Source organism: Donghicola tyrosinivorans (assembly GCF_003003355.1).
Taxonomy (GTDB): domain Bacteria; phylum Pseudomonadota; class Alphaproteobacteria; order Rhodobacterales; family Rhodobacteraceae; genus Donghicola; species Donghicola tyrosinivorans.
The window spans coordinates 233,538-255,372 of the sequence record NZ_PVTQ01000002.1; the positions used below are offsets into that span (position 1 = coordinate 233,538).

20 protein-coding genes are annotated in these 21,835 nt (G+C 59.4%); 10 read left to right on the forward strand and 10 right to left on the reverse strand.

Features of this window, described 5'->3' with window-relative positions; genetic code table 11:
- Nucleotides 1-14: 14 nt before the first annotated feature.
- Genes murJ through CLV74_RS03655 form a run of 3 tightly spaced genes read right to left on the reverse strand, consistent with a single transcriptional unit; the run spans nt 15 to nt 5,511 of the window.
- Entirely contained in the window at nt 15-1,559 is a 1,545-nt protein-coding gene (gene murJ / locus CLV74_RS03645) for a murein biosynthesis integral membrane protein MurJ (RefSeq protein ID WP_106262860.1), read from the reverse strand.
- Nucleotides 1,556-4,306 (reverse strand): [protein-PII] uridylyltransferase, encoded by a 2,751-nt coding sequence (locus tag CLV74_RS03650; protein ID WP_106262861.1) that lies wholly within the window; start codon nt 4,304-4,306, stop codon nt 1,556-1,558. Before CLV74_RS03650 ends, murJ begins: the two co-directional genes overlap by 4 nt.
- Nucleotides 4,307-4,332: 26 nt before the next feature.
- A complete protein-coding gene (locus CLV74_RS03655; RefSeq protein WP_425430966.1) occupies nt 4,333-5,511 on the reverse strand; it encodes a penicillin-binding protein activator in 1,179 nt (392 codons plus the stop codon).
- 83 nt (nt 5,512-5,594) lie between these two features.
- Between CLV74_RS03655 and rsmI the strand changes: the two genes are divergently transcribed.
- The 3 genes from rsmI to gshB all read left to right on the forward strand — a co-directional run bounded on the left by rsmI (nt 5,595) and on the right by gshB (nt 7,815).
- Entirely contained in the window at nt 5,595-6,461 is an 867-nt protein-coding gene (rsmI, locus tag CLV74_RS03660) for a 16S rRNA (cytidine(1402)-2'-O)-methyltransferase (RefSeq protein WP_106262863.1), read from the forward strand.
- A gap of 8 nt (nt 6,462-6,469) precedes the next feature.
- Complete coding sequence (locus CLV74_RS03665) at nt 6,470-6,814, forward strand: YraN family protein (protein WP_245888449.1); 345 nt, start codon at nt 6,470-6,472, stop codon at nt 6,812-6,814.
- A 65-nt stretch (nt 6,815-6,879) separates the two neighbouring features.
- Nucleotides 6,880-7,815: a glutathione synthase gene (gene gshB / locus CLV74_RS03670; protein ID WP_106263082.1), complete on the forward strand. Its 936-nt coding sequence runs from the start codon at nt 6,880-6,882 to the stop codon at nt 7,813-7,815.
- On the opposite strand, the gene CLV74_RS03675 is transcribed toward gshB, so the two are convergent.
- From CLV74_RS03675 to cobU, 3 genes are read right to left on the reverse strand one after another with little or no spacing between them, the layout of a single operon-like run.
- Complete coding sequence (locus CLV74_RS03675; protein WP_106262865.1) at nt 7,810-9,330, reverse strand: YifB family Mg chelatase-like AAA ATPase; 1,521 nt, start codon at nt 9,328-9,330, stop codon at nt 7,810-7,812. The genes gshB and CLV74_RS03675 overlap by 6 nt on opposite strands.
- A 48-nt stretch (nt 9,331-9,378) precedes the next feature.
- Nucleotides 9,379-9,957 carry a histidine phosphatase family protein gene (locus tag CLV74_RS03680; RefSeq protein WP_245888450.1) on the reverse strand — a complete coding sequence of 193 codons (579 nt, stop codon included), beginning with the start codon at nt 9,955-9,957 and terminating at the stop codon, nt 9,379-9,381.
- On the reverse strand, nt 9,954-10,478 hold the full coding sequence (gene cobU, locus CLV74_RS03685) for a bifunctional adenosylcobinamide kinase/adenosylcobinamide-phosphate guanylyltransferase (protein WP_106262866.1): 525 nt from the start codon (nt 10,476-10,478) through the stop codon (nt 9,954-9,956). The genes CLV74_RS03680 and cobU overlap by 4 nt, the downstream gene beginning before the upstream one ends.
- A gap of 101 nt (nt 10,479-10,579) precedes the next feature.
- Between cobU and CLV74_RS03690 the strand changes: the two genes are divergently transcribed.
- From CLV74_RS03690 to coaBC, 3 genes are read left to right on the forward strand one after another with little or no spacing between them, the layout of a single operon-like run.
- Entirely contained in the window at nt 10,580-11,458 is an 879-nt protein-coding gene (locus CLV74_RS03690) for an RNA polymerase factor sigma-32 (protein WP_106262867.1), read from the forward strand.
- Complete coding sequence (locus tag CLV74_RS03695) at nt 11,455-12,261, forward strand: ChaN family lipoprotein (RefSeq protein ID WP_106262868.1); 807 nt, start codon at nt 11,455-11,457, stop codon at nt 12,259-12,261. The genes CLV74_RS03690 and CLV74_RS03695 overlap by 4 nt, the downstream gene beginning before the upstream one ends.
- A 57-nt stretch (nt 12,262-12,318) precedes the next feature.
- Nucleotides 12,319-13,512: a bifunctional phosphopantothenoylcysteine decarboxylase/phosphopantothenate--cysteine ligase CoaBC gene (gene coaBC, locus CLV74_RS03700; protein ID WP_106262869.1), complete on the forward strand. Its 1,194-nt coding sequence runs from the start codon at nt 12,319-12,321 to the stop codon at nt 13,510-13,512.
- 4 nt (nt 13,513-13,516) lie between these two features.
- Here coaBC and CLV74_RS03705 read toward each other — a convergent pair whose 3' ends face one another.
- Nucleotides 13,517-13,945: a response regulator gene (locus tag CLV74_RS03705; protein WP_106262870.1), complete on the reverse strand. Its 429-nt coding sequence runs from the start codon at nt 13,943-13,945 to the stop codon at nt 13,517-13,519.
- A 391-nt stretch (nt 13,946-14,336) separates the two neighbouring features.
- Between CLV74_RS03705 and CLV74_RS03710 the strand changes: the two genes are divergently transcribed.
- Nucleotides 14,337-14,756, forward strand: a complete 420-nt coding sequence (locus tag CLV74_RS03710) for a response regulator (protein ID WP_170107971.1) — start codon at nt 14,337-14,339, stop codon at nt 14,754-14,756.
- A gap of 32 nt (nt 14,757-14,788) precedes the next feature.
- On the opposite strand, the gene CLV74_RS03715 is transcribed toward CLV74_RS03710, so the two are convergent.
- A complete protein-coding gene (locus tag CLV74_RS03715; RefSeq protein WP_106262872.1) occupies nt 14,789-15,667 on the reverse strand; it encodes a LysR family transcriptional regulator in 879 nt (292 codons plus the stop codon).
- 286 nt (nt 15,668-15,953) lie between these two features.
- Between CLV74_RS03715 and dut the strand changes: the two genes are divergently transcribed.
- Genes dut through CLV74_RS03730 form a run of 3 tightly spaced genes read left to right on the forward strand, consistent with a single transcriptional unit; the run spans nt 15,954 to nt 19,510 of the window.
- Entirely contained in the window at nt 15,954-16,433 is a 480-nt protein-coding gene (dut, locus tag CLV74_RS03720) for a dUTP diphosphatase (protein ID WP_106262873.1), read from the forward strand.
- A gap of 14 nt (nt 16,434-16,447) precedes the next feature.
- Nucleotides 16,448-17,500: a HesA/MoeB/ThiF family protein gene (locus CLV74_RS03725; RefSeq protein ID WP_106262874.1), complete on the forward strand. Its 1,053-nt coding sequence runs from the start codon at nt 16,448-16,450 to the stop codon at nt 17,498-17,500.
- Nucleotides 17,501-19,510, forward strand: a complete 2,010-nt coding sequence (locus CLV74_RS03730; protein ID WP_106262875.1) for a M3 family metallopeptidase — start codon at nt 17,501-17,503, stop codon at nt 19,508-19,510.
- A 60-nt stretch (nt 19,511-19,570) separates the two neighbouring features.
- Here CLV74_RS03730 and CLV74_RS03735 read toward each other — a convergent pair whose 3' ends face one another.
- Together CLV74_RS03735 and CLV74_RS03740 are read right to left on the reverse strand one after the other, a co-directional pair.
- Nucleotides 19,571-21,151, reverse strand: coding sequence for a KpsE/RkpR family capsule polysaccharide export protein (locus tag CLV74_RS03735; protein ID WP_106262876.1), 1,581 nt, complete (start codon nt 21,149-21,151; stop codon nt 19,571-19,573).
- A complete protein-coding gene (locus CLV74_RS03740; protein WP_106262877.1) occupies nt 21,129-21,788 on the reverse strand; it encodes an ABC transporter ATP-binding protein in 660 nt (219 codons plus the stop codon). Before CLV74_RS03740 ends, CLV74_RS03735 begins: the two co-directional genes overlap by 23 nt.
- Nucleotides 21,789-21,835 lie beyond the last annotated feature (47 nt).

The window sequence follows — 21,835 nt, forward strand, 5'->3', positions numbered from 1 at the left end:
TCTTTGGCCGCGCCTTATTTCCGGCGGCGCATGTTCCGTTTCAACTCGGACAGTTTCAGGCCCCCTAGGCGGTCCACCACGATAAAGTAGGTGGCGATGCCGATGGTCACCAAGATCAGCAGCGCCAGATAGCGCAGGCCGCCTTGGTGCAGCATGTCGTCAAGGAACCGGCTGCACACTACTAAGATCACGCCCATGAACAGGCTCGCGCCGATGATGCGGGGTAGGCGTGTGGCAAAACGGGCATCAAGCTGTGCCGCCTCTCCCATCTTGCGCGAGAGGATCCAGAGGATGACAACACTGCTCCAACCCGCCAGCGTGGTGCCCCAAGCGGCAGCGATAAAGCCGATGTAAGGCGACAGGCCAATCGCGATGCCTGCGTTCACCACCATCGAGGCCAGCGCCACATAGAACGGACGCTTGGTGTCTTCGCGGGCAAAGAACAGGGGCTGTAGCACCTTTTGCAACACGAAGGACGGCAGGCCGATGCCGTAGACCGCAACCGCAAGGGCGGTGTTATGGGCATCCTCGGCGCTGAAGGCTCCGCGCTGGAACAGGACGGTTACCAGAGGCGTCGCGATGACCAGAAGGGCAACGGCGGCGGGGATGGTCAGGGCCAGACTGATCTCGGCCGCGCGGTTCATGGCGTCACGTCCGCCAGCCGTATCACCCGCCCGCAGGCGGCGCGAGAGGTCCGGCAGTAGCACAACGCCAATCGCAATGCCGACCACACCCAAAGGCAGTTGGTACAGGCGGTCTGCGTAGTTCAGCCATGCCACCGCTCCGTCAAAAAAGCTGGCAACCTGGCGGCCAATCAGCAGGTTCACCTGCACCACGCCGCCCGCCAAAGCGGCAGGGGCGGCGATCATTGCCAGACGTTTGACGTCCGGTGTCATGCGCGGCCAATGGGGGATGATCCGGAACCCGGCATTCGCGGCGCTTTTCCAGACGATAGCCAGTTGTGCGACGCCTGCGACGGGCACCGCCCAACTCAGGGTCAGGCCGGGGTCCCAGCCAAAGACGCTGCCTGCCCCCATTGCCAGAAGGAAGATCACATTCAGCGCCACAGGTGCGGCAGCCGCTGCAAAGAACCGCCCCAACGAGTTCAGCACCCCCGACAGCAGCGCCGCCAACGAGATCAGCAGAATGTACGGAAAGGCGATCCGGCCAAAGGTCACCGCCAGATCGAACCGCTCATCCGCGGCAAAGCCACTGGCCATCGCCAGTACCAGCGCGGGCATGAACAGTTGTGCCACCAGTGTGAACAGGATCAACACCGAGGCCAGCGCACTGAAGGCGTCCGAAGCAAAGCCTTTGGGGTCTTCGTCCCCTTCCAGCTTTTTCGAGAACATGGGCACGAAGGCCATGTTGAACGCCCCTTCTGCAAAGAAGCGGCGGAACATGTTGGGCAGGGAAAACGCGATTAGAAAGGCCTCGGCCACGGGGCCTGCACCAAGCATCGCGGCAATCACGATGTCCCTCGCAAAGCCCAAGATGCGGCTGGCAAAGGTCCAGACGCCGACCGTCAGAAAACCTGACATTAACCGGATGGGGTTCACGCAATTGCCCTTTCTACGCCCTTGTCGATCGCCTCACGCAGGCGTTTCTCCAAGGCTTCCCGTTTGCTCTGGCTGTAGAACTTCAGGCCGAACATGTCCTTAACATAGAAGGTATCGACCACCTGTTCCCCGTATGTCGCGATGACCGCGCTACTGATGTAGATGTTGTTGCTACTCAGCGTGCGGGCCAGATCGTACAGCAGGCCGGGACGGTCACGGGTGTCTACCTCGATGATTGTGTAGATCTCGGAGCCGTCGTTGTCGAAGGTGATCGAGGTCGGGACGCGGAACGCCTTTTCCCGTTTTTTGAACTTGTCTTTGTCCTTCAGCGCCTGACCAGCCAGAACCTCGCCCTTGAGGATTTTGAGGATCATGGTGCGCAGACGAGCCAGACGGGATTCCTCATAGGGATGGCCTTCGGCGTCCTGAACCCAGAACACGGCAGTCGCGTAGCCATCCTTGGAGGTGTAGGTCCGTGCATCCACCACGTTTGCCCCGACCAGCGCAAGCGCACCGGCAAGGCGGGCAAAGATGCCCGGGTGGTCCTGCATGGCAAAGCAGGCGCGGGTGGCATCGCGGTCCGGATCAGGATGCAGGTCGATGCGGATTTCATCGTCCTCCAAACCCTTGAGCAGGTTCGCAAAGATGACATGGGTCTGCTGGGGCAGGCCCTGCCAGTAGGGCGGATAGTGCCGCTTGGTTTCTTCGCGCAGGGCGGATTCGGTCCAATCCTTGAGGGCCGCACGCAAGGCGGATTTGGCCTCGTTCCCACGGCTTTCGCGGTTCACTTCTTCCAGACCATGTTCCAGCGCCTTGGCGGTTTCCGCGTGCAACTGGCGCAGCAGCATGGCTTTCCAGTTGTTCCACGTGTTGGGGCCAACGCCGCGAATATCGCAGACGGTCAGAACGGTTAGCAGGTCCAGCCGCTTGCGGGTCTTAACCGCCTTGGCAAAGGCACGCACCGTGCGCGGGTCCGAGATGTCGCGCTTCTGCGCCATATCGGACATCAGCAGGTGATAGCGCACCAGCCATTCCACAGTTTCGCATTCCTCGCGCTTCAGCCCCAGACGCGGGGTGATCTTGCGGGAAATCTGCGCCCCGAGGATCGAGTGATCCTCTTTCCGGCCCTTGCCGATGTCATGCAGCAGCATCGCCACATACAGAACCTTGCGGTTGATGCCTTCGTCAAAGATCGACGAGGCCAGCGGCAGCGGTTCGGTCAGTTCCTGACGTTCGATCTGGGCCATCTGGCTGATGCACTGGATCGTATGCTCGTCCACGGTGTAGCTGTGGTACATGTTGAACTGCATCATCGCCACGATGGGGGCGAATTCCGGCATGAAGGCGGCCAGAACCCCAAGCTCGTTCATGCGGCGCAGGGCGCGTTCGGGGTTGCCCCGTTTCAGCAGTAGATCAAGGAAGATCTTGTTGGCTTCCTTGCTGTTGCGCAGCTCATCATCGATCAGATGCAGGTTGGCCACCACCAGACGCATGGCGTTCGGGTGGATCAACAGGCCGGTCCGCAGGGCCTCATCGAAGAGGTGCAGAAAGTTCACCGGCGCGCTCAGGAACAGCTTTTCGTCCTTGATGCCAAGGCGGTTGTTGATCTCGACGTAGTTCGGGCTCAGCTTTTTGCGGCGACGGAAGAAGGTCGCCAGCGAGGGGCCGGCCTTGGTGTGGGTGGCTTCCAGCGCGGTCAGGAAGATGCGGGTCAGATCGCCCACCGAAGTGGCATGACGGAAATAATCCTGCATGAAGTGTTCCACCGCGCGGCGGCCGCCGCCATCGGCGTAGCCCATGCGGCTGGCGACCTCGACCTGAAGGTCAAAGGTTAGCTGTTCGGTGGGACGGTTGGTCGCCAGATGCAGGTGGCAACGGGTCGCCCAGATGAAATCCTCGGCCTTTTCCAAGCGCTGGAATTCATCCTTGGTAAAGACGCCCAAAGGCACCAAATCGGCAGCATCGTTCACGCCGTGTACATATTTGGCGATCCAGAACACCGATTGCAGGTCGCGCAGACCGCCTTTGCCTTCTTTGACGTTGGGCTCGACCACATAACGCTGGCCGCCTTGCTTTTCGTGACGCAGATCGCGCTCTTCCAGCTTGGCGGTGATGAATTCCCGCTCGGTGCCTTTGAACAGATCGTTGCGCAGACGCTTGCGCAGATCTTTGGCTAGCTCTTCATCGCCGTCCAGATAACGCTGTTCCAAAAGGGCGGTGCGGATGGTGAAATCCTCGCGGCCCAGCTTAATGCAGTCGCTGATGGTGCGGCTGGCGTGGCCGACTTTCAGGCGCAGGTCCCACAGCAGGTAGAGCATCGATTCAATGACGCTCTCGGCCCAAGGAGTGATTTTGTAGGGGGTCAGGAACAGCAGGTCGACATCCGAGAACGGCGCCATATCGCCCCGCCCGTAGCCGCCAACCGCCAGTACCGCCAGACGTTCGCCGCTGGTCGGGGTCGACAGCGGATGCGCGTAATTGGTCGCATATTTCAACACCGCATGGACAAGGCTATCGGTCAGGTAGGTATAGGCATGGATCGTGGGGCGCGCCTGAAACGGAGAAGCCCCGAAGCGCTCGGCGATCAACGTGCGACCGGCCTTCTGGGCGTCCATCAGAATTTTCAGTGTTTTGCTACGCAGGGCGGATAGATCGCCACTTGCCTCTTCGGCGGCCTTTGCAATTTCGGCATCGACCGCCGCCCGGTCAAAGATAGCTTCGGCCGGGCAGATCAGATCTTCGTACATAATAGTCCTTTGGAAGGAATGCCGGTTTAGAAACCGGCACGCGCAAAGCTGCTTGGGGCAGAATCAATCACCATGATCTGCTTGTTCTGGATGGTTGCCACGGCCAAACCGCGGTCATTGGTGCCATCGGGGTTCAGGCGGAAGATGCCTGTCACGCCTTCAAAGCCCTGTGCCTGCGTCAGCGACGGCTTGCTCAGCGCATTAGGGCGACCGCTGGCCACCAGCGCGCCGATCGCGGCAATCCCGTCATAGGCCAGACCGGCGATCGGGTGGGCCGCGGTGCCGTAGGTCGCCTGATAGCGGCCGTTGAACTGGGCCGTCCGGCTGGGATCAGGCAACGAGAACCAAGACCCTTGCACGCCGGGCAGTTCCAGCGTTTGTGCGGGAATGTCCAGACGGGTCAGGCTGACGTATTGGGTGGTCTCGGGGCTCAGGCCGCTTTCGGGCAGCAGCTGGGTCAGCAGTGGAATGGTCCCGTCGGTCGTGCCGGTCAGGAACAGGGTGTCCGAGTTGGCCGCGCTGGCTTTGATCTGCGGAACAGCCGCAATCACCCCCTGCTGCGAGAATTCGTGACGCACAGCCGCGTTCACCTGCATGCCAGCACGGCGGGCGGCGACAGAAACGGCGTTCTGACCCAATTCGCCTGCCAGATTGTCTGCATAAACGACGGTGACGCTCTGTTTGCCTTGCGCTTTTGCGTAGGTCATCAGGCGGTTGGCCGAGGTCTGGAATAGCGGCCCCAGCACGAACACGTTGTTGCCTGCAATGGTGGCGTTGTTCGAGAAGGCTAACACGTTGACACCGCGCTGCGCGGCAATGACACCTACTGCGTTGGCCGCTTCCGCATAGACCGGCCCAAGGATGATCTCAGAGCCGTCATTCAGCGCAGTGGTGGCCGCCGAGGATGCGCCCGCAGCGCTGCCACCAGTGTTATAGACCTGCAACTGGATTTGGGCGCCTTGCAGGTCGGCAATCGCCATGCGAGCCGCGTTTTCCAATGCGGTTGCAAGGATGTCATCGCTGGGCTGGCCCGACCCTGCGGGCACCAGTAGCGCGACCTTTACGGGCTTGCTGGGTGCGGTGCGCGGGCCAGATGGTGCGCTTAAATTTGTCATCCCCGGAGAACATGCCGCAACAGCAACAAGCGCAGCAGGAGCGATGGCAAGACGCGCCGCCTTGCACGCGGCTTTAAATAACTTGATTATTGTCACTTTCCGATCCCCCTGACACACAAGCCAATAACGAATGCTAATGCGGCGGATCATAAAGCAGAGGGGGCACGGGTCCAGTGGGTAATCATAGAATAGAAACAATCGCGCCGGGCTTGCATTTTGTTGCAACACCTATCGGCAGCGCCCGAGATATCACATTGCGTGCAATGGACGTTTTGGCCTCGGCGGATGTGCTGGCGGCCGAGGATACGCGTACGCTGCGCCACCTGATGGAAATCCACGGCATCCCGTTGGGGGACCGTCATCTGGTGGCCTATCATGATCATAACGGCCCGCAGGCCCGACCCAAGATCATGAAGGCGCTGGAAGACGGCAAATCCGTCGCCTACGCGTCAGAAGCGGGCACCCCGTTGGTGGCTGATCCTGGCTTCCAGTTGTCGAAAGAGGCGATTGCCGCAGGTTATCCAGTCTATGCCGCGCCGGGGGCCTCTGCGGTCCTGACAGCGCTGACGATTGCAGGTCTGCCGACGGACAAATTCCTGTTTGCAGGCTTTTTGCCAAACACCTCCTCCCAGCGGAAAACCGCCTTGGCAGAGTTGGGCCAGATCCCCGCGACACTGGTCTTCTACGAATCGCCCAAGCGGGTCGCCGCGATGGTGCGCGATGCAGCAGACGTTCTGGGCGCAGGTCGCTCCGCCGCGATTTGCCGTGAACTGACCAAGAAATTCGAGGAAACCTTGCGCGGCTCTCTGGGGGACCTAAGCGGTATTCTGGCGGAACGGACGCTGAAGGGCGAAGTCGTTGTGCTGATTGATCGCGGAAATCCTGCGGCCGTTAACGAAATCTCCATTGAACAGCAGCTAAAAGAGGCACTGACGACTATGTCTTTGCGTGATGCCAGCGAAGCGGTCGCAAATGCAAACGGCCTGCCGCGACGCAAGGTGTATCAAATGGCTTTGGCAATGGGGAAGGATGACGGATGAACGGACGGATGCGCTATGAGGCGGGTCTCGCAGCTGAAAATGTTGTTGCGGACCAATATCGCGATCAAGGCTATGACATTCTTGCCCGTCGCTGGCGCGGTCGTGCCGGCGAAATTGATATTGTCGCCAAAAGGGACGATGGTTTGGTGTTCATTGAGGTGAAGGCATCGAAAACCCACGATCAGGCAGCGCAGGCATTAGGCTATCGACAGCAACGCCGCCTTCTGTCGGCTGCAGAAGAATTTGCGGGGACACAGCCTGACGGGCTGCTTTCTCAAATGCGTGTCGATGTGGCTTTGATGGACCGTAGCGGTCAGGTCAGTATCCTTGAGAATGCGCTAATGGCGGCCTGAACCATTGCACTGGGGCCTCTTGCACGCCATGTATCATGGCAAACCTGCAGGAGATTTCGATGGCTCTGAAGATTGCCTTCATGATGGACCCGATCGGTCCGATCAATATTGACGCCGATAGCACATTCCGTCTGGCTGAAGAGGCGCAGGCCCGTGGGCATGAGCTGTTCTATTACACTCCGGACAACATGTATTACCGTGAGGGTCATGTTTTTGCACGAATGTCGTCGCTGACCGTGCGTCGGGTGAAAGGTGATCACTTTGAGCTTGGCGAAGAGAAAGAGGTCAATCTAGCGGATCTGGATGTGGTCTGGCTGCGTCAGGATCCGCCCTTTGACATGCACTATATCACCACGACGCACCTGTTAGAGCGTGTCCACCCTGATACGCTGGTGGTGAATGACCCCTTCTGGGTGCGTAATTGCCCCGAGAAATTGATGGTGCTGGATTTCCCGGAACTGACGCCGCCGACGATCATCGCCCGTGATCTGAAAGCCTTGCGCGATTTCAAGGAAAACCATGGTGATGTGATCCTCAAGCCGCTTTATGGCAACGGCGGGGCGGGCGTGTTCAAGCTGACCCGTGATGATCGCAATCTGGCCTCGCTTTTCGAAACCTTCACCGGCTTTTCGCGTGAGCCGCTGATTGTGCAGAAATTCCTGCCTGCCGTGTCCAAAGGCGACAAGCGCGTGATACTGGTGGATGGTGAGCCTGTTGGCGCGATCAACCGCGTACCTGCTGCTGGCGAGACCCGCAGCAACATGCATGTTGGCGGCCGGCCGGAAAAAGTCGGCCTGACAGAGCGCGATCTTGAAATCTGCGCCACCATCGGCCCCCGCCTGAAAGAGCGTGGTCTGGTCTTTGTGGGGATTGACGTCATTGGCGATTGGCTGACCGAGATCAACGTGACCTCGCCCACCGGAATTCAAGAGCTAGAGCGGTTTGACGGGGTCAATATCGCCGAGAAAATCTGGCAGGCGATCGAAGCAAAGCGTTCATGACTTGCGCGTGGGGGACAGGGTCAACCTGAACCCCGCGGCTTCGGCGATGTGGTGGCGCTCCACATGGTCCGCGCCTTCCAGATCGGCGATTGTCCGTGCCACCCGCAAGATGCGGTGATAGCCACGGGCAGACAGGCCGATCTTTTCGGCAACCTTTGAAATCAGCGCCTGCCCTGCATCGTCAGGTCGGGCGATTTCTTCCAAGAGTTGGCCCTCGCAGTCCGCGTTACTGCGCGTGTGATCAATGGCCTCATAGCGACGTTTCTGGATGTCATGGGCCGCACTGACCCGTGCGGCTACGTCGCCAGAGGTCTCGCCCGAGGCAGGCATTCCCAGATCAGTGTAGGACACAGGCGGAACTTCGACCCGTAGATCGAACCGATCCATCAAGGGGCCGCTGATTTTTCCCAAATAATCGGCGCCACAAGCGGGCGCGCGCGAACAGGCGCGATCGGCCTCAGGCAGGTATCCGCAGCGGCAAGGGTTGGCGGCTGCGATCAGGGTCACGCGGCTGGGGTAGCGCACGTGGGCGTTGGCGCGGGCCACCATGACGCTGCCTGTCTCTAGGGGCTGGCGCAGGGTCTCCAGCACCGAGCGGGCGAATTCGGGCAACTCATCCAGAAACAGAACGCCGTTGTGGGCAAGGCTGATCTCGCCCGGACCGGCGCTGCGGCCACCGCCGACAATTGCCGCCTTGGAGGCCGTGTGGTGCGGTTCGCGGAAGGGGCGGGCGCGGGAGATGCCACCATGATCCAGCAGTCCCGCGACCGAATGGATCATGCTGGTCTCGAGCGCTTCGGGCGCAGTGAGGGGCGGTAGAATGCCGGGCATTCGCGCGGCCAACATGGATTTGCCAGAGCCGGGGGTGCCCATCATGAACAGGTGGTGGCGTCCTGCGGCAGCAATCTCTAAAGCGCGCTTTGCACGTTCCTGTCCTTTCACATCGCGCAAACACAGATGCTGTGAAGGATGGGTCGCATCGCCCGGCGTGGCAGGGGGCAGTAGGCCTTGTCCGGTGTAGTGCCTTAATATTGTTGCCAAATCACGGGCTGCGATCACCTCGGCGTTGCCGACCCATGCCGCTTCCGAGCCGCAGGCGGCGGGGCAAAGCAGAGACTTGTCCTCCTCGGCTGCGGTCATGGCGGCGGGCAGGGCACCCGGTACTGGGATCAGGCTGCCGTCCAACGACAGTTCGCCCAAAGCAACGGTGCTTTCTGCGGCGTCAGATGGGATGATTTCCAATGCGGCCAAAAGAGCCAAGGCGATGGGGAGGTCGAAGTGCGACCCCTCTTTCGGCAAGTCCGCGGGTGAGAGATTCACGCTGATCCGTTTTGAGGGCAGGGCCACTGCTAGGGCGGACATGGCTGCCCGCACCCGTTCACGCGCCTCCGAGACTGCTTTGTCCGGCAGGCCAACGACTGAAAACGCGGGCAGGCCGGGTGTGACGGCGCATTGCACCTCAACCAGACGGGCGGTGACCCCTTCGAAAGCGACTGTGAAAACCCGACTGATCATGCCCGCGCCCTTTTTCTTAAGGCTTAAGCAGGGATGGTTGCCAAATGGTTAAAGGGCGGCAGGAAACTGGTTCACTGTGATTTCGTGAAACGCGCCGTCATAGTTGAATTGACTGACCGAGAGGGGGGCGATCACTTGCGCAAGCGCGTCATAAGCGCTGATGTCCCGCGCCCGCTGAACGACGGTCAGGATCGGTCCCATATGCGCCACGACGATCAGTCCTTTGGGGTGATGGGCCAGTAAATCAGTCAGCCTCTCATGGACCCGCTGTGAAAGTTGGTTCCAGCTCTCGCCCTCTGGCGGGGCGGTGTCGCCGGGCTGTTCGTAGTACTGCCGCAGGGCGCCGGGGGTGCTATCGTCAATCTCTGTCCAGCTGCGATCTTCCCATGCCCCCATGTGGATTTCCCGAAATTGGGCCGCATGGGGCAACCGGCGCCGCGCCCCTTGGATCGCGTCTGCCGTCTGCCGCGCCCGCAGCAGGTCGGACGAGATCACGGGCAGGTCTGGCAGAGCGCCCTTAAGCCCCGCGATAGCCTGTCGGTCGGACAGGTCGGCGGGCACATCCGTCCAACCAATCAGCTTTTTCACATGGGTTGGCCCGTGGCGGACCATGAAAAGTTGCGTCACGGCAATTGTCCCTTCAGCGTCAGTGGCAGGCCCGCGATGACGGTGACGACCAGATCGGCACGGGCGGCGAGGCGGCGGTTCAATCGCCCTTGGGCCTCGCGAAAGCGGCGGGCCAAGGCGTTTTCCGGCACGATGCCTGCGCCCACTTCGTTGGTGACGATGACCACGGGGCCTTTGGCGGCGGCAAGACCGGCGGTCAGGGCGGCCTCGGCGGCATCCAGATCGTGTTCGGCCAACAGATGATTGGTCAGCCACATGGTGGCGCAGTCCAGCAGGGCTACCTCATCCTCAGCCATTGTCCCAAGGGCAGTTTCGGGGTCCAGCGGCGTTTCCACCGTGCGCCAACCAGCGGCGGCGCGGGCGTCCTGATGGGCGCGGATTTTGGCACGCATCTCATCATCCCATGCCTGCGCGGTGGCTATATAGAGCCTGTGCGAAGATGCAGAAACGACGATTTCTTCAGCAAAATCAGACTTCCCTGAGGCGGCGCCTCCGATGACCACAGTTAGGGGGGGCAACATTTTTTCACCTCATAGTGAACTAAACCGGACCCTCGTGCGTAGACCCTACATCAACACAATGAGACGCCCGTCATCGGTGCGATAACATGGGAGTAGCACATATGGCTCTGGATGCCCAAGTGGACAAGACACTGTCTCGCGCTGCCATGAAGGCAGAACTGCTGGATGCTGAAACCGAATTGGCGCTGGCCTATGCGTGGCGCGATCATCGGGATGAAGCGGCGCTGCACCGGCTGATTACGGCCTACATGCGTCTGGCGATCTCGATGGCGGCGAAGTTCCGGCGTTATGGTGCGCCCATGAATGACCTGATCCAAGAAGCGGGTCTGGGCCTGATGAAAGCGGCTGAAAAATTCGACCCTGATCGCGGTGTGCGGTTTTCGACCTATGCTGTGTGGTGGATCAAGGCCTCGGTCCAGGACTATGTGATGCGCAATTGGTCGATGGTGCGGACCGGCTCGACCAGCAGTCAGAAGTCTCTGTTCTTCAACATGCGCCGTGTGCAGGCCCGTCTGGAGCGAGAGGCGCAGGCTGATGGGATCGAATTGGACCGTCACCAGTTGCACGAAAAGATCGCCCATGAGGTCGGTGTGCCTTTGAATGACGTGATCATGATGGAGGCGCGTTTGTCGGGGAATGATTTTTCCCTGAACGCGACGCAATCCAGCGATGAAGATGGTCGCGAATGGATCGACAGCCTTGAGGATGTTGGCGAGCAGGCAGAGCATACCGTCGCCCATCAGCACGATATGGCGCGTCTGCGCGGTTGGCTGCTAAGCGCGATGGGGGCGCTGAACGAGCGCGAGCGATTTATCATTCGCGAACGGAAGTTGGTTGATGAACCCCGCACGCTGGAAAGTCTTGGCCAAGAGTTGGGCTTGTCGAAAGAGCGGGTGCGCCAGCTTGAGGCCGCAGCCTTCCAGAAAATGCGCAAAACTCTTGAGAACGAAAGCAAAGAGGTTCATGCGTTCTTGGTATGAGAACACCAGCTTTTCTTCTTGTTTGCCTTGTCGCTCTGCCCGCCCACGGGGCGCAGATTGATGACATCACGGACCTGCCCGACGGGCAGGTCTTTGTATTAGGCGAATACCACGATTCCGCCATCCAGCACCTGAACCAAGCGCGGGCCATCAGGGCAATTTCGCCCGCTGCCGTGGTGTTTGAACAGTTGACGCCCGATGTTGCGGCCAAGCTTACCGCTGAGGATCGCGTATCGCCTGAGCAGCTGGAAAAGGTGACCGGTTGGGCCGACAGCGGCTGGCCCTCGATGGACATTTATTGGCCGGTCTTTGAGGCCGTGGGGCAGGCGGCAATCTATGGCGCTTGGGTCCAGCGTGAGGATTTGCGCGCCTCGGTCGGACAGGGGGCTGCGGCGGTCTTCGGGCCAGAGGCGGCGCGGTTCGGTCTGGATCAGAGCTTGCCTGAAGATCAGCAAGAAATCCGTGAGGCCGAGCAGATGGAGGCCCACTGTAACGCCATGCCAGCCGAGATGATGGGCGGGATGGTCGAAAGCCAGCGTCTGCGCGATGCGGCTTTGGCGCAGGCGGCGTTGACTGCGCTTGAAGATACCGGCGGGCCTGTGGCGGTGATTACCGGCAATGGTCACGCCCGTAATGATTGGGGAATGCCTTATCTGCTTGGTCTTGCAGCGCCCGATGTGCGGGTGATTTCGGTCGGGCAGTTGGAGCAGGCGCCGGATGATCAGCCCCCTTATGATCTGTGGCTGGTCACTGCGCCGACCGAGCGCGACGATCCTTGTACCACCTTTGGCACGCAGGAGTGATTGCGCTTTTCCCTGTCGGTCTTTACCAGTTGTGTAAGGACCTGAGGAGGTGGCGCTATGCTGGCTGGCAAACGCATTCTGCTGATCATCGGGGGCGGGATCGCCGCCTACAAATGCCTTGAGCTGATCCGCCTGTTGCGCGGTGACGGGGCTCATGTGACGCCTGTTATGACCAAGGCAGCGGCAGAGTTTGTGACGCCTTTGTCGGTCTCGGCCTTGGCGGGCGAAAAGGCGATGACCGATTTGTTCGATCTGACCGAAGAGGCAGAGATGGGGCATATCCAGCTGTCCCGCAGCGCCGATCTGGTGGTTGTGGCCCCTGTTACGGCGGACCTGATGGCCAAGATGGCGGGCGGTCACGCGAATGATCTGGCCTCGACCCTGCTGATGGCGACGGATACGCCGGTTCTGGTGGCCCCTGCCATGAATGTGCGCATGTGGGAACACCCCGCAACCCAGCGCAATCTGGCGACAATGAAGGCGGACGGTATCCGCTTTGTCGGTCCTGATGAGGGCGATATGGCCTGCGGTGAATACGGGCCGGGCCGCATGGCAGAACCCGCCGCGATATTCAAAGCCATCAAGGATGCGCTGATTGACGGGCCGTTGAAGGGCCAGCATGTGCTGGTGACCTCTGGCCCAACTCATGAACCGATTGACCCCGTGCGCTACATTGCCAACCGCTCGTCCGGTGCGCAGGGCACTGCCATTGCCGAGGCGCTGATGCGTCTGGGGGCAGAGGTGACCTTTGTGACGGGACCGGCCTCGGTTCCGGCGCCTTTGGGGGCACGGGTGATCCGTGTGGAAACCGCTGATCAGATGTTGCGTGCCGTAGAAAAGGCGCTGCCTGTGGATGCGGCGGTCTTTGCGGCGGCTGTGGCCGATTGGCGTGTGGCGGGCGCTTCGAACAGCAAGATCAAGAAGCAGGCGGGCAAATTGCCAACGCTGGAGTTCGCCGAGAACCCCGACATTCTGGCCCGCGTGTCGCAAATGAGCGAAGGGCGGCCCAAGCTGGTGGTGGGCTTTGCCGCCGAGACCGATGACGTGATCGCAAATGCAACGGCAAAGCGGGTCCGCAAGGGGTGTGACTGGATCGTTGCCAACGACGTGCGCCCAGAAACCGGCATTATGGGCGGTCAGGAAAATAAGGTGACCGTGGTCAAGGCCGATAGCGCAGAGGACTGGCCCCGTATGTCCAAGACAGACGTGTCGGATCGTCTGGCCGCCGAGATAGCAGCCGCGCTGGCGTGATAAATTAGGGCAGTTTGACCGTTTCGATATAGGCGCGCATCAGAGAGATGATCCGCTCCATGCCTTCGTCGATTTCGGCTTTGCGCAGGTACCCAGAGATGCCCATACGGTAGCTTTGGTCGATATCCCGCTCTTCATCCGAGGTGGATAGGATGAAAACTGGCGTTTTCATCAGGTCGGGATCTTTGCGCATTACGTCCAGAGTCTCAAATCCGTCAAGGACGGGCATGTTCAGGTCCAGAAGCACCACAAATGCGGTGTCTGTCTCTGCTTTCATAAGTTCGATCGCTTCGTTCCCGTTGGCTGCATAAGCCACCGGAACCTCAAGCCCATGTTCAGCAAGGGCGCGCAGGATGATTTCACGGTCTATTTCGTCATCATCTACGACTAATAAAGTAGCTTTGGATGTTTGTTTGGGAAACAGAGCATTCATTCCATGAACCTAAAAAAAAACATCCTTACAGATGGGCGGTCATTTTAGCGCTACTATACTGACAAGCGCAAATTTGTGGGGTGCGACGTCGTGCAAAACTGCAAGACGCATCTTGCCTGTTTAATCGATTTCCGCAGCGGAGGAAGTACACATCTAAGCAAATGCCGTCTTGCTTGTATTAAAAGATAGGAAAATAAGGCGCTTTGACATATAATATGTATTCAATAGTCAGTTTTGCATGGCGGAATGGATAATACCTAGTGATTTCTGCATGTGTTGAACTGCTGCTGAATGTCCCTTACGGTTAAGAGAGTTAAGGCATGCGTGCCTTTGGTTTGTCTTCTAGTGATTCATGGTTCGCACGCCAGAAACGCCCCCTTTGGAGACTTGTATGCACATCACCTTTATCGAAGATGATGATCTTCACGCAGAAATCGTCACCCGCTGGCTGAAGTCGGCGGACACCTATTCCGTGGAGCGCTTCAAGTCACCAAGCGAATTCATGGAGGCTGCCAGCCAAGGCACACTACAGGTCCCGGATCTGGTGTTCGTTGACTATAATCTGGGCGAGATGACCGGTGATGAGTTTATCCGCGAAATGCGTAACCTGTCCGGCGACGTTTCGGGCGCAGGTGTGGTCCTGTTCTCGGGACTGGATGAATTCTCGTTTTTGGAAATTCTCGAACAGGTGGAAGTCGATGGTTTCCTCATGAAGGATGACCTGAGCCGTGAAAAATTGTTCATGGTCATCAAAGTCGCTGCACGCAGCGCGCAGGCTGTGCGTATGGCAGCGCGGGTCGGGGCGGCATAGTCCCCGGCCTTTTGCGCTGCCTTTCCCTTGGTTCAATCGCCGACAGGTTCTGGATAGGGCAGGGTAACGTTGGCCGGAATAACCAGCTGTTCGTTCTGCATCTTGAATGCGGTTGAGACCCATTCAATGGCCAGTTGAACCACGCTATCATTGCGTCGGGTGCCATGGAAATAAGCCCAGACCGGATGCGAGACAGGTTCGAACTGGGTTAAGAGGCGCAAACCCCGTTGGCGCACTGCAAAGTCTTCGGTCAGTGTCGCAGCGAAGGGCAGCTTCTGGATAACATCTGCACAGAGCATTCCATCATTCAGAACCATCTGCTCCGGGCCCATCACGGAGGCAACTTCTTCCTGTTGCGGATCTAGCGGCGGACAGTTCTCTAATCTGATCCAGCTTTTCAGATTGTTTTGGTGGGCGGCACCGCACCAGACAGCGGTTTTGACCGCGCCAACGCGTCGCTGCACAAGGTTACCTTCACCGAACTGAGTGGTGGTGATGAAGACGTCTGTTTCCCCAAAGCCAAGGCTGGCCGTACCAAAACGCAGGGTGAACACCACGTTAGGTATGGTTTCAAAAAGACTGGAGACCGCGCCCATCACGCGGGACTGCCGGATGACGCTATCACAGTTGATCCGCAACTCTCGTGGTGCGGTATCATCGTTGTTCTCTGTTTCCAGTTTTTGCAGAACTTCTTCGGTTTGGTTGGCCAGATCGGCCAGCGCATTGGCGAAGGAAGTCGGTTTCCACTTTTGTCCCTCTTTGGTGAAAAGAGGTGCGCCAAGTTCCTCTGAGAGGCCGTGAATCCGACGCGAGACCGTGGCTACGTTGGTTTTAAGCGCATTTGCGGCACCGGACATGGTGCCATAGCGCTTTAAAGCCAAACAGTATTTCAGATCATCCCAATTGTGCATAATATCTCACAAGTGCTGTTTGGTTTCAGGGCGATCGGGGAAAACATGGCCGCATGAGTGAGAGGGCCAAAAGCACTGGGGACAAGGTAAACGAGATACGCCCATAAGGTGTACCCTAGAGTAAATCTTGAGTATGTCTAACACAATATCAAAGGGCCGTGGTGCGGGATAGTCAGGTATTCCCTGTGCCCGCCAATATTCGAGCCAGGCATATCCCGACGGTTCCGCTTGTAGTCGCCGCGTGGAACGCTAGGCTCTGCTCCATCATTTTCAGCTAGGAGAGCTTATGACGCTTTCGTCGTTCACCCCCGGGATCGAGGTTAAGGTTCTTGATCAAAGACTTCATGATTGGGGCCTGCCGAAATACCAGAGCGACATGGCCGCAGCGGTTGATCTGCACGCCTGTATCGACGCGCCTTTGCACGTGAAGCCCCAAGAGGCAGCTGTTCTGGTTCCCTCGGGGATCGCGCTGTTCATGAATAATGCCCATGTGGCTGCGATGATCCTGCCGCGCTCGGGGTTAGGGCACAAGAAGGGTTTGGTAATGGGGAATTCGGTGGGCTTGATCGATCCCGATTACACCGCCCAGATCTACGTCAGCGTCTGGAACCGCAATCCGTCGGGCGATGCGATTGTGATCGACCCAGGTGAGCGGATTGCGCAAATGATCTTTGTGCCTGTGGTGCGGCCGCAATTGGCAGTGGTTGACGAATTTTCGGGCCAGACCGCCCGTGGCGGTGGTGGCTTCGGTTCGACCGGCACCTGAGAAAGGGACAAGGGATGACGCTGTTTCTAGGCTTGGCGGCGATGATCTGGGGGATCGGGCGACTGATGAGGATGCCTTCGGGCACTCGTTGGGGGCTGATTGCCTTGCTTTATGTGGCGATTGTGCTGGCGCATCTGGTGATGCCGGAAGGGGCTGGCGTGCGCGTGGCATTTGGCGGGGACGCCAAGCCGTGGCTGATTGTAGGCGTGCTGCTGGCCACCGCGTTGACCTACCGCGTGGGCCTGCGCAAACTGCGCGCTGCCGCTGCCATGCGGGCCGTCGCCCCGGAGCCGCCCCGCGAGGGCAGTTTTTCTCCGGTCGAGTTGGAGCGCTATGCGCGCCATATCTTTCTGCGCGAGATTGGCGGCTCGGGGCAGAACGCCCTGCGTGATGCAAAAGTGCTGGTGATCGGGGCAGGCGGGCTTGGCAGTCCGGTGCTGCTATATCTGGCCGGTGCGGGTGTCGGGACCATTGGTGTGATCGATGCGGATGTGGTCGATAACAGCAACCTGCAGCGGCAGGTTCTGCACAGCGACAATGACATCGGCCGTCCCAAGGTGCAGTCAGCGGTGGACCGGATGATCGGTTTGAACCCCTTTGTCACCGTGCGCCCTTACAACCAGCGCTTCTCGCGGGCCAATGCCGAAGCTTTGATCGCCGAATATGATCTGGTTCTGGATGGGACGGATAACTTTGAAACCCGTTATCTGGTGAATGAAATCTGCGTCAAACTGGGCAAACCGCTAATCTCTGGCGCGCTAAGTCAATGGGAGGGGCAGGTCAGCCTCTTTGATCCGGCGAACGGCACCCCATGTTATCAATGTATCTTCCCCGAGGCCCCCGCCGCCCATCTGGCCCCCTCATGCGCCGAGGCCGGTGTGGTTGGGCCGCTGCCGGGGATCATCGGCTCGATCATGGCGACCGAGGCGGTGAAGCACATCACGGGTGCGGGCCAGACGTTGCGCGGGCGGATGCTGATCCACGACGCGCTCTACGCCGAGACCCGCAACATTACACTGAAGCCGCGCGGGGATTGTCCCGTTTGCGGCGCCGAGAAGGACGTTTGAATGACCACCGCTTTGATCCAACCCTGGGACGGCCCGCTGGGGTTGCCCCGTTTCGACGCCATCAGCGACGCCGATTTCGCCCCTGCGTTTGAGCAGGCGCTGGCCAGCCATAAGGCCGAGATCGAGGCAATCGCCGCGAACCCCGAACCCGCGACCTTTGAAAACACCATTCTGGCGCAAGAGCATTCGGGCGAGGAACTCGATCGGGTGCTGTCGGTGTTCTACAATGTGGCGGGCAGCGACTCGAACCCTGTGCGGCAAGAATTGCAGCGTGATTTCGCACCCCGTCTGTCGGCCCATTTCAGTGATATCAACAGCAATAAGGCGCTGTTTGCTCGGGTCGAGGCCCTGTGGAACAGCCGTGACAGCCTTGATCTGGATGAACAGGACGCCCGTCTGCTGTACCTCAGCTATCGCGGGTTCGTTCGCTCCGGTGCGGCGCTGGATGGGGATGAGGCCGCGCGGATGCGTGAGGTGATGTCGCGCCTGTCGACCCTTGGCACCCAGTTCACTCAGAACCTGCTGGCCGATGAGGCAGGCTGGAAGATGGAGCTGTCTGAAGGCGATCTGGATGGTCTGCCCGATTTCCTGACCTCTGCCGCGCGCCGCGCGGGCGAGGGTAAGCCGGTGATCACGACCTCGCGGTCTCTGATCGTGCCGTTCCTGCAATTCAGCCCCAATCGTTCTTTGCGCGAAAAGGCCTACAAGGCTTGGGCAGCCCGTGGTGCGATGGGCGGCGAAACCGACAACCGCGAGATCGCCAATGAAACCCTGAAGCTGCGCGATGAACGGGCCAAGCTGCTTGGCTATGACACTTTTGCGGCGTTCAAGCTGGAAACCGAGATGGCTGGCACCCCCGATCGTGTGCGTGAGCTGTTGATGCAGGTGTGGGAGCCCGCCAAGGCGCAGGCGAACGCAGATGCCGAGGTTCTGACCGCCATGATGCGGGACGACGGGATTAATGGTGATCTTGAGGCATGGGACTGGCGCTATTACGCGGAAAAGCGGCGTCAGGCGGAACATGCTTTGGATGAGGCAAAGTTAAAGCCTTATTTCCAGCTAGATAAGATGATTGAGGCGGCGTTCGATTGCTCGACCCGTTTGTTCGGGCTGGCCTTCAAAGAGATCGACGTACCGCTGTACCACGCTGATGCGAGGGCATGGGAAGTGACCCGTGACGGCGCTTTGGTCGCGGTGTTCATCGGTGACTATTTTGCACGGCCCTCCAAGCGGTCGGGCGCGTGGTGCAGCGCTTTCCGCAGCCAGTCGGACTACCCCGTCAAGGCGCATCCCATCGTGGTGAACGTCTGCAACTTTGCGCAGCCCGATGAGGGTCAGCCTGCGCTTTTGTCCTATGATGATGCGCGGACCCTGTTTCATGAATTCGGCCACGCTTTGCACCAGATGTTGTCTGATGTGCGCTATGGCAGCATGTCGGGCACATCGGTGGCGCGGGACTTTGTGGAACTGCCAAGCCAGCTTTATGAGCATTGGCTGGAAGTGCCTGAAGTTCTGGCCAAATTCGCAGTTCATGCCGAAACCGGCGAGCCGATGCCGCAAGAGATGGCTGATGCGGTTCTGGGGGCGGCGAATTTTGATATGGGGTTCCAGACGGTGGAATATCTGGGCTCGGCTCTGGTCGATCTGGCGTTCCACGATGGCGCTGCGCCCGAGGATGCTATGGCAGCGCAAGAGGCTGTTTTGGCGGACCTTGGCATGCCCAAGGCCATCGGGATGCGCCATGCAACGCCGCACTTTGCCCATGTCTTTTCGGGCGACGGATATTCCAGCGGCTATTACAGCTACATGTGGTCCGAGGTGATGGATGCTGACGCGTTTGAGGCCTTCAGAGAGGCGGGCGGCGCGTTCGACCCCGAAACGGCGAAAAGCCTAGAGGCGAACATCCTGTCGATGGGCGGCTCTCGCCCCGCGGATGAGCTTTATACCGCGTTCCGTGGCCGCTTGCCTGGTGTTGAGGCCCTGCTGAAAGGGCGCGGGCTGGCCGCCTGAACGCTTGCAGGTACAGCCTGAAATGAATGGGGCGCCCGATCTTGGGCGCCCCTTTTTGCTTTAGCTGGTGACCTGTTCGCGCAGGATCGAGGCCGTGAGCGAGATCATCAGGTAGATCCCCGCGAAGGCCAGAAAGCTGACCAGCGTATTTTCGAACGAACGGGGATAACTGGGTTCATCGGGTGCGACCGGCTCAACGCCGCGGGCCATGTAGCGGGTTTGGCGGCTTGCCTCTAGCTGCGAGGTCGCAAGGTTTTGCAGGGCCGCTTGCAACATCATATCGCGCGTTGTGAGGTCCAGCTGCGCCAGCTGGATTTTCGATGAAATGGCAGCCAGCGAATCCTCGCCTTGGGTGGCGTTGTTCATCCGGCCTTGTAGGTCAGCGATCGCGTCTTCCAGTCGGCGTATGTCGCCGCGCACACCGTCCACGCGGCTTTGGTTCGGGCGGGCGTTGTCCAGTAGGGCCTGAAGCTGGATTTCTTTTTCTTGCAGTTCGGTTTCCCGCGTTGTGATTTGGCCCCGCAGCCCCGAGATAACGCCTTCGGGGTCCACAATTGCGGCTTCTTGTTGCAGCGCGACCAAGGCCATCTGTGCTTCGCGGCGCTTTTGTTCTGCCTCGGTCAGAGACTTTCGGGCTTCGCTCAACTGGTCTTCGCGCTTGCGCAGGGTCTGGGTGTCAACGCGTTCTTCGGCATAGCGGATCAGCGCCTCGGAAAAGGATTTGCTGGTCTCGGGATCAACGGCGATCACCTCAAGGCCCATGACGCCTTCGGTCGGGTCATAGCCGATCAGAACCTTGCGCTTGTAAAGCGTATAGGCCTCTTCGTTGGTGGCATCGGCAGAAAGGCGCAGCAGCGGGTCGATCCACGGCTGCTGGAAATGCGCTTTGAAGCCTTCTTCGGCGTCCAGCCGCAGCATCGCTTCGCGCGATTGCAGGTAGCGCTGGACGGCCACAGCCTCGGTGTTGGCGCCAAGGCCGCCGGAAATCATCGAACCCAGACCACCGGATTCACCACCCGAATCCGCGCTCTGGATGCTGAAATCCGATGAAGTCGCGTATTGGGGCGTGGCCATCTTGTAGAAGTACCAGCCGCAAATCGCGGTCGGCAGCAGCACGAAAAAGGCCAGACGGACCAGCAGCATCGCTGTTTTCCGCTGACGGCGGCGGGCAATGTCTTTTTGGATTTCGCCGATTTCGCGGGCGCGGCGGATTGCGGGGCTTTCGCTATCGTCGGCCAGTTCGGTGCTGGGAAGGGTCTTTTTGACAGGCACGGTCTGGGGCAGCTGCGCGGGCTTTTCTTCGGGCGCGTCATTGTCCGCCACCACCAACTCTAATGAGGCTGATTTCTGGAACGGATCAATCCCGCGTTTGCGCAATTGGCGCACGGCATCGAAATCTGAGGTCGCGGGGACGTCATGTTTTTGGGCGACGCGGCGGGCCAGTCGCAATTGGCGGCCAGTCAGCCCCTCTTTGCGGATGGCGTCGATTCCATTGTCGATCTCCATCTCTGTGCCCGAGGTCACTTCGCCGGTCATGGCGGTTTGATCCTCTGCCGTGGCCGCTTGCGAGGTCATCGGGACCCCACGGGTCATAGGCTCGGGGCGGATGCGGAATTTCTTAGCTTTTGGTTTCGTAGTCATAAAGCTGCTTCGCTTCCTCAAGAGTGTCGAACATGTGGAGTTGCCCATCCATGAGAACGGCAGCCTTGCGGCAGTATTTCTCAAGGGTTTCCGGCTGGTGCGAGACGATCACGATGGTGGTCGTGCGCAATCGCTCGCGCAGCAGATCGGCGGCCTTCCGGTTGAATTCCACGTCGGTGGTCGAGGGCATCCCCTCATCGATCAGATAGATGTCGAAATCCAGTGCCAGCAACAGCGAAAACGTAAATCTGGATTTCATACCAGAGGAATAGGTGCCCAAAGGCTGGTCAAAATATTCCTCAAGACCGCAGAGCCAGCGGCAGAACGCCTCGACATAATCGGGGTCCAGACCGTAGAGGCGGGCAATGTAGCGGGCGTTTTCCATCGCGGATAGGCGACCGATCACACCGCCCATAAATCCCAGCGGGAAAGAGATCCGGCAATCGCGGATGATCTCACCTTCGTCGGGTTTTTCCAGCCCTGCCATCATGTTGACGACAGTGGTTTTCCCCGTACCATTAGGCGCAAGAATTCCCAGCGACTCTCCGAGGTCAACACGGAAAGATGCGCGGTCCAGGATGACCTTGTGCTGCGTTCCGGTCCAGAACGACTTGCTGACATTTCGGAATTCCAGCATGCCTTGCCTCAGGTGGTGTGATCTTCACTGTCACGGATTGGGGTTAA